Here is a 15,948-nt window from a genome sequence, read left to right on the forward strand (position 1 = left end):
GGGGCACGATTGACCCAGATCAAGCGCGGGTGCGGCGCGTGGTCGCGCCGTAGGCCTCTATACTGTGCGTCGTCAAACACGAAGCCCGTCGACGGCGCCTTGCCCGCCGGCTCTCGAAATCGGCAGCGCTCGAACCCGCACATCCATGGATACTGATTTGTCGTCGCCGCGCCGCTCACGGCTCACGCGCGTGATCGAGGTTTTCATCGTCTTTCTGAAACTCGGGCTGACCAGTTTCGGCGGTCCGATCGCTCACATCGGCTACTTCCGGCGCGAGTTTGTCGAGCGGCGCCGCTGGCTCGACGATGAAGCCTTCACCGACCTGATCGGCCTGTGCCAATTTCTGCCGGGACCCGCGAGCAGCCAGGCGGGGTTTTCGATCGGGCTGCTGCGGGCCGGGTGGGGTGGGGGGCTAGCAGCCTGGTGCGGCTTCACGCTGCCGTCGGTACTCGTGATGCTGGCCTTTGCCGCGATCGCGCCGGACCTGGGCGGCGCGCTCGGCATGGGCGTGATTCACGGCCTGAAGCTCGTCGCGGTGGCCGTCGTCGCGCAGGCTGTCTGGGACATGGCGCGGCGTCTGTGTCCGGATCGCCGCCGCGCGGCGATCGCGCTCGCATCGCTCGGATTGCTCAGTATGCCTGGCACCGTCTACGCCCAACTGATCGTGATCGGCGCCGGCGCCGTGCTCGGTGTCGCGCTGTGCCGGACCACGGCGGTGCAAGCGCCACGCGCCATTCCTCCGCGGGCCGGCGATTTTCAGGTGTCGCGCACGGCAGGCATCGTCGCGCTAGTGGTCTTTTGCGCATTGCTGTTCGCGTTGCCGCTATGGGCGGCAAGCGGGACCTCGCAAGGCATCCGCGTATTCGATGCGTTCTATCGCTCCGGCGCGCTCGTGTTCGGAGGCGGCCACGTGGTGCTGCCGTTGTTGCAGCGGGCAACCGTCGCGACCGGATGGGTCGCGCCCAACGACTTCCTGGCCGGCTATGGCGCGGCCCAGGCCGTACCCGGACCGCTGTTCACGTTCGCGGCGTTTCTCGGCTGGATGATGGCGCTGCCACCCAGACACTGGAGCGGCGCACTGCTGGCGACAGTGGGCATCTTTCTGCCGGGTCTGCTGCTCGTTCTCGCCGCATTGCCGTGGTGGCAGGCGCTGCGCGCGCGTGCGGCGATGGCGGCGGCGCTTGCCGGCGTCAATGCCGCAGTGGTCGGCCTGCTGGCCGCCGCGCTTTATTCGCCGGTGTGGACGAGCGCGGTCCTGTCGGCGACGGATTTCGCCGTGGCGTGCATCGGCTTTTTGCTGTTGCTGCGCTGGAAGGTGCCCCCGTTTGCGGTCGTCGTGCTGTGTGTGGCGGCCGGCGTCGCGCAAACGGTGCTGCACCCGTTCTGACAGGCTGATCGCGCGCGCATTGCACCAGCACTGATCTGCATCAAGGCTGACAGCCGCGGGTCGGTTAGCCTGCAACGATGATCGCGCGGCCTCGGTGCGTTTGCGGCACCACGACGGTATCGCGCGAAACCCGACAGGCCGGAAGCCATTCGCGCGATGACGGACCACATGATCGACCACGGCCTCGGCGGCTACGGATTGGGCGGTGCCAGCGCGCACGACGGTCCGCGCGCCGTGCGGGCATGGCGCCACCTGCGCTGGGGGCTGTGCGCGCTGAGCTTTTGCGCGATCCCCGCGTTCTACGTCGAACTGACGGTGCCCACCCCGCTGGCGCTGAGCCTGTCGCGGACACTATACGTCGGCATGTTCGCCGGCTTCGCGTTGTCGTTCACCTGGCTGGCCCATCTGAGCAGACGGCCGAAGACGCTGCTCGCGAACAACTGGCTCGACCTGCTCATCGCGTTGGGCGCGGCGCTCAGCACCGGTTTCGGAACGCCGCCGTGGCAGCCCGTCGAATGGCTGCTGCGGCTGTCGTTCATGGGTGTCGTCGCGTTGCGCATCGTGCTGTCGCTGCGCGAATTCGCCACGCCGAACCGGTTGATGTGGCTGCTGCTCGCCGGCGCGCTCGTGCTCGCGATGGCCGGCGCCGGATTTTACTGGCTCGATCCACACGTGCACTCGTACTCCGAAGGGCTGTGGCTTGCGTTCGAAAGCAGCGCGACCGTGGGCTATGGCGACATCGCGCCGACGACGCCCGCCTCGCGTGTGTTCGCGGCATTTGTCGTGCTGCTCGGCTACGGCATGTTGTCGCTGGTCTTCGCGAGCATCGCCGCGGCATTCATCGGCAAGGAAGAGAGGGCGTTGCGACGCGAGATGCATCGGGATATCAAGCATCTGAACGATGAAATCGTGCGCCTGCACGCTGAACTGAAGGCGTTGCGGCAAACGCTCGACGCCGCCGCGCGACGCGGCGACGCCGCTGCGGGTTCCATGACGCGCACGGACGAATGACCATTTGCGCTGACAGGGCCGCGGCAAAGGGGGCCAGCGCGGACCGTGCGGACTCCGCCTTGACGCACGTCAAATCCGCCGTGGATTGCGTGATTAAGCTGGAGACGTCGCGGCGAGTCCGCTACCTCGCATCCGCCGATGCGGCACTTCATGCCCGTGGGGGCGTCACCATGCACATTTCCTTTCCATCCTGCATGCCCGAATACTGCGCCCGCGATCTGGTGCTGGCGTTTCCGGCGCTCGTCGACGATCGGCCCGTGCAGTGCGCGATCACGGCCGAGGCGCTCGAAGACCATTTCGGCGCGCGCTCGCTGCGGGAAGACGATCTGCTCCAGGCGTTCCTCGCGCACCGTTCCCAGATCGAACAGGCCGCCCGGCGTCTGCTCGACGAGCTCGGCGCCAGGCCCGTGCTGCTGCATAGCGGGTTTTTCAGGTTTTGCGCGTGACTGGTCGGGCCGACACGCTTGACGTGGATCAACGACGCGTCGTCGCGCCCGGTTACGCTGAGGACAGGGCGAGCCTGGCTCGGCCCGGTCGATCGGGCCCGCTCGCGGCCTGCTTATCAAGGAGAGTGCAATGAGCAATCTGACGCGTTTTGATCCCCTTTCGCTGGACCCTGTGTCGGAGCTGTTTCAAGGTTTCTTCCGGCCGATGCGCTCGATGCTGACGACCCAGGATACCGAACTCGCGTCGATGAAGATCGACGTGACGGAAAGCGAAGGGGCTTATTCGGTCAAAGCCGAACTGCCCGGCGTGGACAAGAAAGACATCGACGTGCAGATCGACGGGAGCGTCGTTTCGATCAACGCGAAGGTCGAGCGCAACCAGGAGGAAAAGGAAGGCGAGCGGGTGATCCGCCGCGAGCGCTACGCCGGCACCTTCAGCCGCTCGTTCGCGCTCGGCGGCGAGGTCGACGAGGCGAACGCGAAAGCCGAGTACAGGGATGGCGTGCTGTCGCTCAGCTTGCCGAAAAAGGCGTCGGGCGATCGCAAGCGGCTGACCATCGACTGACACGCGAGGATGGCGCGCTGTCACGGGCGCGCCGCGAGGAGACATCTGATGAAAACCGACAGGCAACTGAAGCTGGAAGTCGAGGCAGAGCTCGAGTGGGACCCCGCGGTCACCGCGACGGATATCGGCGTGGAGGTGACCAACGGCGTCGTCACGCTGTCGGGCCATCCGCCGAGCTTTGCCGAGAAACTTGCCGCCGAAAAGGCCGCGCAGCGCGTGGCGGGTGTGAAGGCGGTCGCGGTGGACATGCAGGTCCGCCTGCCGAAGCCGGACCAACACAGCGACGAGGACGTGGCGGGCGCGGTCCACGCGATTCTGTACTGGAGCGTCGCCGTGCCCAACGATGCGGTCAAGATCCAGGTGGAAAAAGGCTGGGTCACGCTGACGGGCACGGTCGACTGGGCCTACCAGCGCCACGTCGTCGCGCGCGCGGTCGGCCAGATGCGCGGCGTCCGCGGCCTGACCAACGCAATCGAGGTGCGCCGCAAGGTTGCGTCGCAAGAGATCAGCAGGAACATTGAAGAGGCGATGCGGCGGCGCGCCGAGCGCGAAGTGAGGCACATTGGCGTCGACGTGAAGGACGGCACCGTCACGCTGACGGGCAAGGTGGGCTCCTACGCGGAACGCAAGGTCGCGCGTGGCGTCGCGTGGAGCGCGCCTGGCGTCTGCGCGGTGGTCGACGATCTCGTTGTCGATGCGAGCGTCCCACGCGAACCCAACGGTGTCCCAGTCGAACGATAGCGGGCACGCTCCCTCTCGCGACCGACGATCCCGTCCGGCCGTTGCACGCGCTTACGTCACGGGATGACCGGCTCAAAGCTGCCCGAGTTCGACGCTTTGCCCGTAGACGGGCACCTCGCAGGACCAGCCGAGCGTCTCGACGATGTGCCGCCGCATCGCAGCGGCCGCGGCGGGCTCGCCATGCGTGACGAACGTGTGGACGGGCGCATCGGTCAGACTCGATAGCCAGGTCAGCAACTCGTGGTAATCGGCATGCGCCGACGGCGACGAGATCGATTCGACGTTCGCGCGCACCCGCACATATTCACCGAACAGTTTGATCGACGGCTCGTGGGCCGCCAGCGCCGCGCCGCGCGAGCGCGCGGGTTGGGCGCTCGGCATACTTTCGACGGGCGCGCTCGCGGGCAGTCTGGTCGGGCCGCTCGTCGGCGGCGTGCTGCCAGACTGGATCGGCATTCGCGGCACGTTCTTCGCGGGCGGCGCGATGATCGCGGCGGCGGCGCTGCTCACCATCTTCGTGGTGAAGGAAGAGTTTCACCCGGACAGCGACGCGAAAGCTCACGCGCGCGGCACCCCCGGCGCGCCCGCTCGACGCGCCAATTACGCGGTGGTGGCCGCGCTGCTCGTGACCGCGATGATGGTGCTGCTCGCCAACATGTCGATCGAGCAGATCATCACCGTGTATATCGGCGGCCTTGGCGTGGATGCCGCGCATCTTGCGCGCGTGGCCGGCGTGGTTATGGCATGCTCGGCGCTCGGGAGCATGCTGACGGCCGCGCGCCTCGGCGCGCTGGCCGACCGGTTCGGGAGCTGGCACGTGATCGTTGCCTGCCTCGTGCTCACGGGGCTGGCGATGGTGCCGCAAGCCTTCGTCACGCACTGGTGGCAGCTCGCGGCTTTGCGCGTGCTGATGGGTATGACGCTCGCGGGCCTGTTGCCCTCGATCGGCAATCGGTGGATGAAAGCAGGACCGGCCGCATGCTCGGTTATCTGCAATCGGCGCAATTCAGCGGCCACGTGGCGGGACCCGTGATCGGCGGTGTGATCGGCGTTCATCTTGGGCTGCACGCGGTGTTCTTCGTGACCGGCGCGCTGCTGATCGCTTGCGGCGGCCTCGCGCGCTGGGCGCACCGCCGCGCTGGGGCCTGACAGGCAGGCAAGCCGGCAGGCACATCGAATCTTTTAACGCATCCGGTGGGAAGGGAACATGAGCATTCAAGCGGACAATCGCGCGTTACTGCGCACGCTCGGCATCCACAAGCCGATCATTCAGGCGCCCATGGCCGGCGTCACCACGCCGGCGCTGGCCGCCGCGGTGTCGAACGCGGGCGGTCTCGGCTCGCTCGGCGTTGCCGCGATGAACGCTGAGAACGCGCGCCGCGCGATCCAACAGACTCGCGAGCTAACGACGAAGCCTTTCAACGTCAACGTGTTCTGCCATCGCCCGGCGACACCCGATGCGGCCGTCGAGCGTGCATGGCTCGACTGGCTCGAACCGGTGTTCCGGCAATACGGCGCGACGCCGCCGCAAGCGCTCTGCGAGATATACACGAGCTTCGTCGCCGACACCGCGATGCAGGCGATGCTGCTCGCGGAGAAGCCGGCCGTCGTGAGCTTCCATTTCGGCTTGCCGCCCGATGCGGTGATCGCGCAACTGAAGCACGCGGGCATCCGTTTGCTGGCGAGCGCGACCAATCTCGACGAAGCGGCGGCGGCCGTCGAGGCGGGTGTCGATGCGATCGTCGCGCAGGGCATCGAAGCGGGCGGTCATCGCGGCGTGTTCGACACGACCGGGCGCGACGAACGCCTCGGCACGTTCGCGCTGACGCGCCTGCTCGCGAGCGAGTTCGACCTGCCCGTGATCGCGGCGGGCGGCATCATGGACGGCGCCGGCATCGCGGCCGCGCTCGCGCTGGGCGCGCAGGCTGCGCAATTGGGCACGGCGTTCGTCGCGTGCCCGGAAACCTCGATCGACGACGGCTATCGCCGCGCGCTGCTCAGCGATGCGGCGCGCTCGACGACGTTCACGTCGGCCATTTCGGGGCGGCTCGCGCGCAGCATCGTCAATCGCTTCACCGCGCTCGGCGAGGACCCGCAAGCCCCGCGCACGCCGTCCTATCCAATCACCTATGACGCGGGCAAGGCGCTCAATGCAGCCGCCAAGGCCAAGGGTGAATTCGGCTACGGCGCGCAATGGGCGGGCCAGGCCGCGCCGCTTGCGCGTTCGTTGCCGGCCGGCGAACTGATGGCGCAACTGGAACGCGAAACGCGAGAAAGTATCGAGCGGCTGCAATCGGTGTGGAACTAGCAGTCCAGCTTCAATACCATCGGACAGATGGAACACATCGGCACGCGTGGGGCATGCGCGGGCCGATGGCGGATTATCCAGCCTCAGTTCCGCACCCATGCATTCGGTCCAGCGCGACCGCGATCGACGGGTTCTCAAGCCAACAAAACAAAGGCGGACAGGCATGCAACGCAAATTCGACGATCTCCTGCTGGGCAGCATCGAACTCTTCTGCCTCGCGGCGAAGCTGGGTAGCTTCACGCTGGCGGCCAACGCCGCGAGTGTCACACCGGCGGCGGTGAGCCGCTCGGTGGCGCGGCTCGAGGAACGGCTCGGCGTGCACCTGTTCGTGCGCACTACGCGCCAGATCCGTCTGACCGACGCGGGGCGGCGCTACTTCGAGCAGTGCCGGCAAGCCCTGTCGCAACTGATGGACGCCGAGCGCGAAGTGACGGGCGAGCAGACCACGCCGGCCGGCGTGCTGCGCATCAGCATGCCGACGCCGTATGGGCACTATCGCGTGTTGCCGCTGCTGCCGGCGTTTCGCGAGCGCTATCCGCAAGTCCAGGTCGAGATGCACCTGAGCAATCGCAACATCGACTTTGCGGAACAAGGTTTCGATCTCGCGATACGTGGACGCGCGCCGGCCGATTCAAACCTCGTCGCGCGCAAGCTCGAAGACGCGGAAATGGTCGTAGTGGCGGCGCCCGCCTATCTGAAGCGCGCGGGCGTACCGAAAACCGTCGAGGACCTGCGGGCGCACGAGTGCATCCAGTTCGAACTGCCGAGCAGCGGGCGCCATCTCGCCTGGACCTTCGAGGGTTCGCCTGAAGATGGCGACGTGCTGACGCAGGGCAGCTATGGGACGTCGGGCGACGCGCTCGCCGGCGTGACGCTCGCGCGTGCCGGCGCGGGCCTGTTTCAGACGTATCGCTTCGTCGTGGAGGACGACCTGCGCGAAGGTCGGCTCTTGGAAGTGTTGCGCGAAGCGGGCGGACGCACGCGGCCATTCATCCTGCTTTATCCGTTCGTCAGACGGCTTGATGCCGCGCGATGTCGCGACCACGTTATGGCCGAGCTTGCGAAATGCCTTGACGGTTTCGGCGCCGATGCCTTGCGATGCGCCGGTGACCACGATGACTTTGGGAGACTGACTCATAGTGAACCTCGAAGTAAGTTGGATCAGCAATCTGTGATCGGACTGTTGGCTCCGATGGCTACTAATTTATGCGGTCGTGCTCCGCTTTTGCACACAAGGCGCGGACAAACAGTTGTGAGCCGCAGGAACAAGCGGTGAGTGACGGCGCGTAGCGGCAGTGGTCCTGTTGGTGTCGGCCGGTCTGTCGCGCGCATTCGCGTTCACGATGCCTGCGTTCGTGGGTCGTGATCGAACTCGAGTCTGATGCCGCCCGGCTCGTACACCATCGTGTGGCGTTTGGGCCCGCCACCGAGGTCTTCGGGCGCGAATTCGACTTTGACGCCCGGCCAGGCGGACACGCGTGCGAAGATGTCCTGCAGTGCTTCCTCGCTGCCCACGCGCAGCGCAAGATGATGCAGTCCGACATGGACCTTGCGATCGAATTCGACGAGGCGGCTTGAATCGGTGACCTGCCAGAGCGTCACTACGACGTGTCCGTCCGACACGAACGCAGCCGGATAGGCAGGCCTTTCTCCCACCTGCTGCCAGCCCAGACACTTCACGAAGAAGTCGCGTGTGAGGTTCAGATCGCGGACGGTGAGTCCGACGTGATCGATACCCAGCGTAAGCGGTTTGTCAGTCATCGTTCCGTCCTCCTGAAGGGAGAGCGAGCAGCGCCCGAATCCGTGCCGGAAAGAATTTAGCTCCAAGGAATCGCGGCGATATTCGCCGGTGGTTCAATTCAGTTTTTACACCATGTAGTGCATACGGCGAGGAAATCCGCTTGCATAAATCTGCATAGTCAAATATATTGAAGTCAGATATCGAGGAGGCGATCGATGGATGACTCGATCAACGAAGACTTTGAGCGCACGCAGAAGCTGGCGTCCGTGCTGGGTCAGGCGCGTCAGCTGATTGCAAGCGAACTCAGGGCGGGGCTCGCGGATGCAGGACTGAATCTGCAGGAGCGCGGCGTTCTGCTCACGCTGGCGCGCGGCAGCGTGAAAACACCGGCCGCACTGTCGAAATTGGCGGGTGTCCATCCGGCCCGGATGACCCGCTTGCTGGACAAGCTCGAAAACAGCGGATTGATCGAGCGCGCCCGCAACGGCAGGGATCGTCGCCTCGTGGATGTGTCGTTGACGCGGGAAGGGCAGGCCGTCGCCGCCCGCAATACACGGGTTGTCCAGGGAGCATGGAGCGAGCGGCTTTCGCATTTCTCGAAGTCCGATTTCGACGCGTTGTGCCTGCTTCTTTCAAGACTGCTCGACCGCTGAGGCGGCTTTTTTTAATCATTTATCTGACATTGCAGATAATCGCCCGCCGCTGACGGGCGCTTCGAACCGAGACGAGGGCGTGACATGAATCCATCGACCAACCCGGGCGCGCCGGCCCAGCTGACTGGCGCAAAATTTGCACTCGGCACGTTTGCGGTGGCGCTCGCCACTTTCATGAATGTGCTGGATTCGTCGATCGCCAACGTCGCGATTCCTACGCTCTCCGGCAACCTCGGTGTGTCGATCGACGAAGGCACATGGGTCATCACGCTGTTTGCCGCGGCCAACGCGGTGTCGATTCCGTTGACAGGGTGGCTCACGCAGCGCATCGGCCAGGTCAGGCTGTTCGTCTGGGCGATCCTGCTGTTCGTGCTGTCATCGGCGGCGTGCGGCCTCGCTCCGAACCTGATGGTGCTGCTCGCCGCCCGCGTCGTGCAGGGCGCGGTGGCGGGGCCGCTGGTGCCGTTGTCGCAGGCCATGCTGCTCGCGTCGTTTCCGAAGGAAAAAAGTTCGAACGCGCTGGCGCTGTGGGCCATGACGGCGACGGTCGGACCGATCGCGGGCCCGGCGCTGGGCGGCTGGATCACCGACAGCTACAGCTGGTCGTGGATTTTCTACATCAACGTGCCGGTCGGCCTGTTTGCCGCCGGCGCGATCTGGGCGATCTACCGCGACCGCGAGACCCCGGCCCGCAAACTTCCGATCGACAAGGTCGGACTGATCTCGCTGATCGCATGGGTCGCGCCGCTGCAGATCATGCTCGACAAGGGCCGCGACCTCGACTGGTTCAGCTCGCCGGTGATCTGGGTGCTGACGATCGTCGCCGTGGTCAGCTTCCTGTTCTTCCTGATCTGGGAATTGACCGAGGAAAAACCGATCGTCAACCTGCGACTTTTCGCCAGACGTAACTTTCTCGGCGGCACGATTGCGATTTCGGTCGCCTATGCCATCTTCTTCGCCAATCTCGTGATCCTGCCGCAGTGGATTCAGGGCTTTCTCGGCTACCGGGCGGTGGACGCGGGGCTCGTGACCGCGCCGCTCGGCATTTTTGCCGTGATCCTCGCCCCGGTGATGGGCAAGATCATGCCGCGTTCGGACATGCGGGTGCTTGCCACGCTTGCGTTCGTCGGATTCGCCGGTGTGTTCTTCATGCGCTCGAACTACACGACCGGCGTCGACGCCTGGACACTGGTGTTGCCAACGCTGCTGCAAGGCATTCCAACCGCGCTGTTCTTCACGCCGCTCACCGCGATCATCCTGTCGGGTCTGAAGCCGGAGGAGATTCCGGCGGCGGCGGGTCTGTCCAACTTCGTGCGCATTTTCGCGGGAGCGGTGGGCACGTCGCTGATGAGCACCGCATGGAACGACCGTACGATCCTGCACCATGCGCGCCTTGCCGAGCAAACGAGTGTGGACGATCCTGGCTTTACCGGCGCGATCGCGCACTTGCAGGCGGCGCTGGACGCGGGCGTTCCCAAGGCCACGGCGTTTTACGAAGCCTCGCTGAACGCGCAGGCGACGATGCTCGGCCTGAACGACATCTTCTGGATCTCGGCGGTGATCTTTGTCGTCATCATCCCGCTGATCTGGGTGACGAAGCCGGCCAAGGGTGGTGCAGCGGGCGCGGTAGCCGCCGGCGGACATTGAATCCAATTTGGCAACCCGGTTCGGACGGGAAATGAAACAGACCATCCTCTTCTTGACATTATCTGATAATGCAGATATTGTTCAAATCAACGAGGAGGACACCGCCATGGACCATTACACGACGAAGAACTTCATGCTTACCGAGAGTATCGGCTTCAGGCTCGTCAAGGCCCGCAACGTTGTCGTCGCGGAGATGGACGCGGCACTCAAGGACCTCGACATCAACGGCCAGCAAATGGGCATCCTGCTTTCGCTGAAGCAGGGTGTGGCAAGTACGCCTTTCGAGCTGTCGAAGCTGCTCGGAATCGATACCGGCCTGATGACACGAATGCTGGACAAGCTGGAATCCAAGGGGCTGCTGAAACGATCCCGCGACCCGCAAGATCGCCGCGTGGTCAATCTGACGTTGACTGCCGAGGGGCAGAAAACCTCCGCGCGGATTCCGGAAGTCGCACCGCATGTGTTGAACGCCCGCTTGCGCAAATTCACGAAAGCCGAGTTTGCCGAGCTGGACCGCCTGCTTCGCAAGTTCACAGGCGATTGAGCGGCGCGGCCGTGTGCCGCGCTTTTTTTCACCCATTAATCTGATTTGTCAGAAAATGAAAACGCAGACTTCCAGGGCAAACACCGTCGCCCGTTCGCTGAAGCTCGGTGTTTCGGTGATCTCCTTCGCAGTGCTGGCGGCATGTGCAAACTATGCGGGCATCCACAGCGACAAGCAGATCGATCAACCACGACAGTTGGAAACGTCCCGGAGCCTCCCGCAAGAGCAGGGGCACTGGCCGTCCGCCGACTGGGTCGACCAGTTCGGCGACGCGCAACTGAAAGCATTGATCGCCGAGGCACTGCAAGGTAGCCCGACGCTCGACCAGGCGCGCGCGCGAGTCGAGCAGGCGCAAGCCTATAGCGAAACGGCGAAGGCGAACACGCTGCCGCGCGTCGATGCGTCGTACACGCTGACGCGCCAGCAGTACAGCAGCACCGCGTTGATTCCGCCGCCGTACGCCGGCTCATGGCAGACGGAGAACAAGGGGCTGCTGAGCGCTTCCTACGATCTCGACCTGTGGGGCAAGAACCGCGAGGCGCTGCGCGCGGCTGTCTCGGAGGCGTCCGCGAGCGAGGCCGACGTGGAAGTCGTCAGGCTCACGCTCGACACCTCGATCGCCCGCACTTACAACGAGCTGGCGCGGCTCTACGCATTGCGCGACATCGCGCAGCAGGAAGTCGCGCGGCGCGAGCAGATCGACCGCATCACCGCGAGCCGCATCGCAAACGGCCTCGATACCGAAGTGGAGCGCAAGACGGCCGAGGCGAATCTGTCCACGAGCCGTGCCCGCGTCAGCGCGCTCGACGGCAGCATCCTGACCACCCGGTATCAACTGGCGGCGCTGCTTGGCAAGGGTCCCGACCGGGGACTCGCGATCACGCGGCCGACGCTCGGCGTCGGCGACGACGTACGTCTGCCGGACAACCTGCCGGCCGATCTGCTGGGCCGCCGGCCCGACATCGTCGCGGCGCGCTGGCGCGTCGACGCGATCACGCACGAGGTGAAGGAAGCGAAGGCCGAGTTCTATCCCGACATCAACCTGAGCGCCGCGATCGGTTTCGACGCGTTCGGCTTCGGCCGCCTTTTGAGCGCCGCGAGTCGCACGGCCTCGGTGGGCTCGGCGATCCATCTGCCGATCTTCGATGGGGGTGAGTTGCGCGCGCAGTTGAAGGGCCGCTACGCCGAGTTCGACTATGCGGTGGCGACCTACAACCAGACGCTGATCGGCGCGCTGAGCGGCGTGGCCACGCAGATCGCGCAGATCCGCTCGAGCGACGCGCAGCTCGGCGATGCGCAGGCCGCGCAGCAGGCCGCGAGCGATGCCGATCGACTGGCGACCACGCAATACAAGGCCGGCCTCACCAACCAGCTGACCGTACTCAACGCCGACGTCACCGCGCTGAACGCCGACGAGGCGATCGCCAATCTGAAGATGAACCGCCGCGACCAGCAGATCGAGCTCGCGTCGGCGTTAGGCGGCGGCTACGTCGATACGTCGGCCAGCACCGACCATCACGCGGACGTCGCCGCCGTCCCGACCCGTCAAGCCAATGCCGCGGTTGCCGCACGTTGAACGGCAGGTCGGAAAACCTATCAGGAGAACTGCAATGAGCGATTCGATCACGACCGACCGCGAACTGGCGGATCGGGAAGACGAACAGAAGACCGGCGGGCAAGCGCCTGCCGCGCCCCAAGACGACAACAAGGCCACGCCGCCGGCACGCCGCAAACGCCTGATCGCGCTGCTCGGCGCTGCGGTCGTGCTCGCGGGCGCGGCCTACGGCGGGTACTACCTGACCGAGGGCCGATATCACGAAGTGACCGACGACGCGTACGTCAGCGGCAATCTCGTGCAACTGACGCCGCAGGTCACCGGCACGGTGATCGCCGTCAACACCGACGACACGCAGATCGTGAAGCAGGGCGACCCTGTCGTCACGCTCGATCCGGCCGATGCAAAACTGGCGCTTGCCGATGCCGAAGCGCAACTCGGCCAGACCGTGCGACGCGTGAGCGGCCTGTATGTCAACAACGACTTCTACGCGGCGAACGTCGCTCAGCGCGAAGCCGATCTGGGCCGCGCCCGCGACGACCTGCACCGCCGCGAGGCCGTCGCGGACACGGGCGCCGTGTCCGCCGAGGACATCGCACACGCCCGCGACGCGGTCAGCGTCGCACAGGCCGCGCTCGAAGCCGCGCGCCAGCAGGGTGAAGCCAACCATGCGCTGACCGATCGCACCACGGTCGAGCAGCATCCGGACGTGCAGGCCGCCGCCGCGAAAGTGCGGACCGCGTGGCTCGCCTATGCGCGCGATACCTTGCCGGCGCCGGTGACCGGCTACGTCGCGCAGCGCCGGGTTCAGGTTGGCCAGCGGGTCGCGCCCGGCACGCCGCTGATGGCGATCGTGCCGCTCGACGGCGTATGGGTCGACGCGAACTTCAAGGAAGTGCAGCTCAAGCACATGCGGATTGGCCAGCCGGTCACGCTGACATCGGACGTGTACGGTAGAGGCGCGCGATATCACGGGCGTATCGAGGGCTTTTCGGCCGGCACCGGCAGCGCGTTCGCGACGCTGCCGGCGCAGAACGCCACCGGCAACTGGATCAAGATCGTGCAGCGGCTGCCGGTTCGCATCGCGCTCGACCCGGCCGAGCTGGCCGCGCATCCGCTGCGTATCGGCCTGTCGATGGCGGTCGACGCCGACACGCGCGACGAATCCGGTTCGCAGTTGGGCGCGGCGCAGAACACGCGCTATCGCACCGATGTTTTCGCGCACTACGATGCGCAGGCCGACGCCGCGATCGACAAGATCATCAAGCAAAACGAAATGGTTTCGCGCGCGATGGCCGCGCAACCCCAATCGCAATCGCAATCGCAATCGCAACGCGTGGCGTCGCACGAGCACAAGGCAAATGCGGGTTGAAGCGCGTCAAGCGCGGCCTGTCGCGACACAGCGTGAAGCGGCAGGTTACCGAGGCGGGGCTCAACGACCGAGCGCCGCCTCGTCCTCGGCCAAGGCCGCCGGTACCGTTTCGAGGCCCGCGCCGCGAAGCCGGAAGGGCATGCGTCACGCGTGGCGCGCGTCGATCAGGCGGGCAGGATTTCGGCGATGACGACGATCACGTGGGCAAAGAGTCTTGCGCCACGAGAACAGATCTCGTGGAACCGTGCGGCTAGAGCCAGCGCCAGATGCCCGCTGGCCAACCGGAGAGCGGGATATGCGCCCAGGTCGCGACGAGCCAGAAAACGACGCCGCCCACCAGCGCGTGCATGCCGAACCCGCCCAGCCGCGCGCGGCCGGCGGCGATCGCCGCGAACGGCAGATAGCTCGTCTTCGATTCCCATGCGGGCCACAGATCGGGTTGCAGCCGCCGTTTCTTGCGGTCCTGTAGCGCGGCACCGACCAGCGCGAGGATGATGATCGCCCCGGCAAGCACGATGTTCCGGGTGACCGGGAACACGGCGATATGGCACAGTCCCCAAAGCGCGAACGACCACATCATCGGGTGACGGGTCACTGCGTACACGCCGCGCGCCGCGTCGGGAAACGCGATCGGACGGCCGCCGGTGGGCAACGCCGGGTTGCGGATCAGGGAGCCCATCAGAAGGATCGACGCGATCAGCATGAGCACGGTCACAACTGCCCACAGCGCGTTGCCTGCCGGCCATAGCGGATCGGAGACGGGCGTCCTGTCGTAAGCCATGACCATCCAGCCGAACGTCAGTATCGCAATCAGCGAATAGACGCCCATGGCACCCCGTTCGCCGATTGCCCGGACCATACCCGCCCGCAGCGGATGGGACAGGAGAAAGTGGCTGGCGACAAAAGCGAATGCCGCCACGACGAGTGTGTCGATGCTTTCCATTGGCCCGGCTCCTCAAGTCAGATGATCGGTCGACCGCGTGCATTGCGAGAATACTACTTCGCGCGCCACAACGAATGCAGCGATCGCTTCGCGAGTTTCGATTGCCGCGCGCCGCAAAACCTTGATTGGCAGTGTCGTCGTCGCAATGGCCGGGACACTCGCCATCGCATCGACTGCGCAAGCGGGGCAATGGGCCGCCAACCATCCCCGGCGCGTCGAAGTGAACAACCGTCTTGCCAACCAGAACAATCGCATCCGTCGAGGGGTTCAGGATCGGCAAATGTCGAGAGGCGAGGCTCGTAGTCTGCATAGCGTCAACGCCCCCACATTCTTGTGGCCGACGATCAGATCGCAAATCGGGAGTTGATCGCCGCGCAACTTGCTACGCTGGGATACGAGGCCGATATCGCCGATAGTGGCGGGGCGGCAGTGCGGCGCTTCAATGAGCGCCACTATGATCTTGTGATGACCGACATCAATATGCCAGGGATGGACGGGTACGCGCTCGCGCGGTGTCTGCGCGACCAAAGCGCGACGGTGCCGATCATCGCCATTACTGCGCAAGTGGGTGCGGAAGAGCGTTCGCGATGCAAGAAGGTCGGAATCGACGAGGTCCTGCTGAAACCCGTCCTGCTTGGCACCATGGATGCGACGGTGAGGCGGCTGATCAAGGAGGCCGGCAAACGCCCCGCAAGTGACACCGCAGGCAGGCTCGACATTTCGCATGCGCGAACGTCAGGGACTGATGCTGTCGAAGGAATGGAGGGTGTAAAAAGTTTTGTGTAAACGGTCATTTGGCAGGAGACTGCCAGCAACAGGAGCATCAATGACCGTAGCGAAACGCAATAAAAGAGAGAAACCCGATCCTGAACTCGTCAAGCTGGCAGACAGCCTGCTGGCGAATTACCAGAAGCCGGAAGACCTGATAGGCGAGAACGGCCTGCTCAAGCAGCTTACCAAGATGCTGGTGGAGCGTGCGTTAGAGACGGAGATGTCCGAGCACCTGGGCCATGGCAAGAGCGAAACGGTGACCAA

At 65.2% G+C, this 15,948-nt stretch carries 14 protein-coding genes and 5 pseudogenes; 15 read left to right on the forward strand and 4 right to left on the reverse strand.

Features of this window, described 5'->3' with window-relative positions:
- Positions 1-145: 145 nt before the first annotated feature.
- The 5 genes from chrA to HDG33_RS04675 all read left to right on the forward strand — a co-directional run bounded on the left by chrA (position 146) and on the right by HDG33_RS04675 (position 4,150).
- Complete coding sequence (gene chrA / locus HDG33_RS04655) at positions 146-1,387, forward strand: chromate efflux transporter (RefSeq protein WP_184022792.1); 1,242 nt, start codon at positions 146-148, stop codon at positions 1,385-1,387.
- Between the two features lie 156 nt (positions 1,388-1,543).
- Positions 1,544-2,398 carry a potassium channel family protein gene (locus HDG33_RS04660; RefSeq protein WP_184022793.1) on the forward strand — a complete coding sequence of 285 codons (855 nt, stop codon included), beginning with the start codon at positions 1,544-1,546 and terminating at the stop codon, positions 2,396-2,398.
- 170 nt (positions 2,399-2,568) lie between these two features.
- Positions 2,569-2,844 carry a DUF1488 domain-containing protein gene (locus HDG33_RS04665; RefSeq protein WP_184022848.1) on the forward strand — a complete coding sequence of 92 codons (276 nt, stop codon included), beginning with the start codon at positions 2,569-2,571 and terminating at the stop codon, positions 2,842-2,844.
- 130 nt (positions 2,845-2,974) lie between these two features.
- Positions 2,975-3,409, forward strand: coding sequence for an Hsp20/alpha crystallin family protein (locus tag HDG33_RS04670; RefSeq protein ID WP_184022794.1), 435 nt, complete (start codon positions 2,975-2,977; stop codon positions 3,407-3,409).
- Positions 3,410-3,457: 48 nt separating this feature from the next.
- Positions 3,458-4,150, forward strand: a complete 693-nt coding sequence (locus HDG33_RS04675; protein ID WP_184022795.1) for a BON domain-containing protein — start codon at positions 3,458-3,460, stop codon at positions 4,148-4,150.
- Positions 4,151-4,222: 72 nt separating this feature from the next.
- Here the strand turns inward: HDG33_RS04675 and HDG33_RS04680 are convergent.
- A pseudogene (locus HDG33_RS04680) lies at positions 4,223-4,606 on the reverse strand (MBL fold metallo-hydrolase RNA specificity domain-containing protein); the annotation flags it as partial.
- On the opposite strand from HDG33_RS04680, the pseudogene HDG33_RS04685 reads away from it, so the two are divergent.
- The 3 genes and pseudogenes from HDG33_RS04685 to HDG33_RS04695 form a co-directional block, all read left to right on the forward strand.
- Positions 4,497-5,299 (forward strand): annotated as a pseudogene (locus tag HDG33_RS04685) (MFS transporter); the annotation flags it as partial. The pseudogenes HDG33_RS04680 and HDG33_RS04685 sit on opposite strands and share 110 nt — an antisense overlap.
- A 58-nt stretch (positions 5,300-5,357) precedes the next feature.
- The gene (locus HDG33_RS04690) at positions 5,358-6,458 is read left to right on the forward strand and encodes a nitronate monooxygenase family protein (protein ID WP_184022796.1); all 1,101 of its coding nucleotides are present in this window, start codon (positions 5,358-5,360) and stop codon (positions 6,456-6,458) included.
- A gap of 163 nt (positions 6,459-6,621) precedes the next feature.
- A pseudogene (locus tag HDG33_RS04695) lies at positions 6,622-7,485 on the forward strand (LysR substrate-binding domain-containing protein); the annotation flags it as partial.
- Here HDG33_RS04695 and HDG33_RS38010 read toward each other — a convergent pair.
- Positions 7,465-7,596 (reverse strand): annotated as a pseudogene (locus HDG33_RS38010) (SDR family NAD(P)-dependent oxidoreductase); the annotation flags it as partial. The pseudogenes HDG33_RS04695 and HDG33_RS38010 sit on opposite strands and share 21 nt — an antisense overlap.
- A gap of 200 nt (positions 7,597-7,796) precedes the next feature.
- Positions 7,797-8,219 (reverse strand): VOC family protein, encoded by a 423-nt coding sequence (locus HDG33_RS04705; RefSeq protein ID WP_090805131.1) that lies wholly within the window; start codon positions 8,217-8,219, stop codon positions 7,797-7,799.
- Between the two features lie 195 nt (positions 8,220-8,414).
- Here HDG33_RS04705 and HDG33_RS04710 point away from each other — a divergent pair, with 195 nt between their 5' ends.
- The 5 genes from HDG33_RS04710 to HDG33_RS04730 all read left to right on the forward strand — a co-directional run bounded on the left by HDG33_RS04710 (position 8,415) and on the right by HDG33_RS04730 (position 13,970).
- Positions 8,415-8,852, forward strand: coding sequence for a MarR family winged helix-turn-helix transcriptional regulator (locus HDG33_RS04710; RefSeq protein WP_184022797.1), 438 nt, complete (start codon positions 8,415-8,417; stop codon positions 8,850-8,852).
- Between the two features lie 84 nt (positions 8,853-8,936).
- A complete protein-coding gene (locus HDG33_RS04715) occupies positions 8,937-10,499 on the forward strand; it encodes a DHA2 family efflux MFS transporter permease subunit (RefSeq protein ID WP_184022798.1) in 1,563 nt (520 codons plus the stop codon).
- Positions 10,500-10,605: 106 nt separating this feature from the next.
- Positions 10,606-11,043, forward strand: coding sequence for a MarR family winged helix-turn-helix transcriptional regulator (locus tag HDG33_RS04720; protein ID WP_184022849.1), 438 nt, complete (start codon positions 10,606-10,608; stop codon positions 11,041-11,043).
- Positions 11,044-11,098: 55 nt separating this feature from the next.
- Entirely contained in the window at positions 11,099-12,619 is a 1,521-nt protein-coding gene (locus HDG33_RS04725; RefSeq protein WP_184022799.1) for an efflux transporter outer membrane subunit, read from the forward strand.
- Between the two features lie 34 nt (positions 12,620-12,653).
- Positions 12,654-13,970, forward strand: coding sequence for an HlyD family efflux transporter periplasmic adaptor subunit (locus tag HDG33_RS04730; protein ID WP_184022800.1), 1,317 nt, complete (start codon positions 12,654-12,656; stop codon positions 13,968-13,970).
- A 250-nt stretch (positions 13,971-14,220) separates the two neighbouring features.
- Here the strand turns inward: HDG33_RS04730 and HDG33_RS04735 are convergent, their stop codons facing one another.
- Positions 14,221-14,913 carry an NnrU family protein gene (locus HDG33_RS04735; protein WP_184022801.1) on the reverse strand — a complete coding sequence of 231 codons (693 nt, stop codon included), beginning with the start codon at positions 14,911-14,913 and terminating at the stop codon, positions 14,221-14,223.
- Positions 14,914-15,246: 333 nt separating this feature from the next.
- Between HDG33_RS04735 and HDG33_RS04740 the strand changes: the two genes are divergently transcribed.
- Positions 15,247-15,699 (forward strand): response regulator, encoded by a 453-nt coding sequence (locus tag HDG33_RS04740; protein WP_311548186.1) that lies wholly within the window; start codon positions 15,247-15,249, stop codon positions 15,697-15,699.
- Between the two features lie 40 nt (positions 15,700-15,739).
- A pseudogene (locus tag HDG33_RS04745) lies at positions 15,740-15,948 on the forward strand (IS256 family transposase); the annotation flags it as partial.

The organism is Paraburkholderia sp. Cpub6 (assembly GCF_014201065.1).
GTDB lineage: Bacteria > Pseudomonadota > Gammaproteobacteria > Burkholderiales > Burkholderiaceae > Paraburkholderia > Paraburkholderia tuberum.

What these genes read in the sequence shown, in the direction of transcription:
- chrA (WP_184022792.1), top strand. Translation starts at nt 146, where the DNA reads ATGGATACTGATTTGTCGTCGCCGCGCCGCTCACGGCTCACGCGCGTG.
- HDG33_RS04660 (WP_184022793.1), top strand. Translation starts at nt 1,544, where the DNA reads ATGACGGACCACATGATCGACCACGGCCTCGGCGGCTACGGATTGGGC.
- HDG33_RS04665 (WP_184022848.1), top strand. Translation starts at nt 2,569, where the DNA reads ATGCACATTTCCTTTCCATCCTGCATGCCCGAATACTGCGCCCGCGAT.
- HDG33_RS04670 (WP_184022794.1), top strand. Translation starts at nt 2,975, where the DNA reads ATGAGCAATCTGACGCGTTTTGATCCCCTTTCGCTGGACCCTGTGTCG.
- HDG33_RS04675 (WP_184022795.1), top strand. Translation starts at nt 3,458, where the DNA reads ATGAAAACCGACAGGCAACTGAAGCTGGAAGTCGAGGCAGAGCTCGAG.
- HDG33_RS04690 (WP_184022796.1), top strand. Translation starts at nt 5,358, where the DNA reads ATGAGCATTCAAGCGGACAATCGCGCGTTACTGCGCACGCTCGGCATC.
- HDG33_RS04705 (WP_090805131.1), bottom strand. Translation starts at nt 8,219, where the DNA reads ATGACTGACAAACCGCTTACGCTGGGTATCGATCACGTCGGACTCACC.
- HDG33_RS04710 (WP_184022797.1), top strand. Translation starts at nt 8,415, where the DNA reads ATGGATGACTCGATCAACGAAGACTTTGAGCGCACGCAGAAGCTGGCG.
- HDG33_RS04715 (WP_184022798.1), top strand. Translation starts at nt 8,937, where the DNA reads ATGAATCCATCGACCAACCCGGGCGCGCCGGCCCAGCTGACTGGCGCA.
- HDG33_RS04720 (WP_184022849.1), top strand. Translation starts at nt 10,606, where the DNA reads ATGGACCATTACACGACGAAGAACTTCATGCTTACCGAGAGTATCGGC.
- HDG33_RS04725 (WP_184022799.1), top strand. Translation starts at nt 11,099, where the DNA reads ATGAAAACGCAGACTTCCAGGGCAAACACCGTCGCCCGTTCGCTGAAG.
- HDG33_RS04730 (WP_184022800.1), top strand. Translation starts at nt 12,654, where the DNA reads ATGAGCGATTCGATCACGACCGACCGCGAACTGGCGGATCGGGAAGAC.
- HDG33_RS04735 (WP_184022801.1), bottom strand. Translation starts at nt 14,913, where the DNA reads ATGGAAAGCATCGACACACTCGTCGTGGCGGCATTCGCTTTTGTCGCC.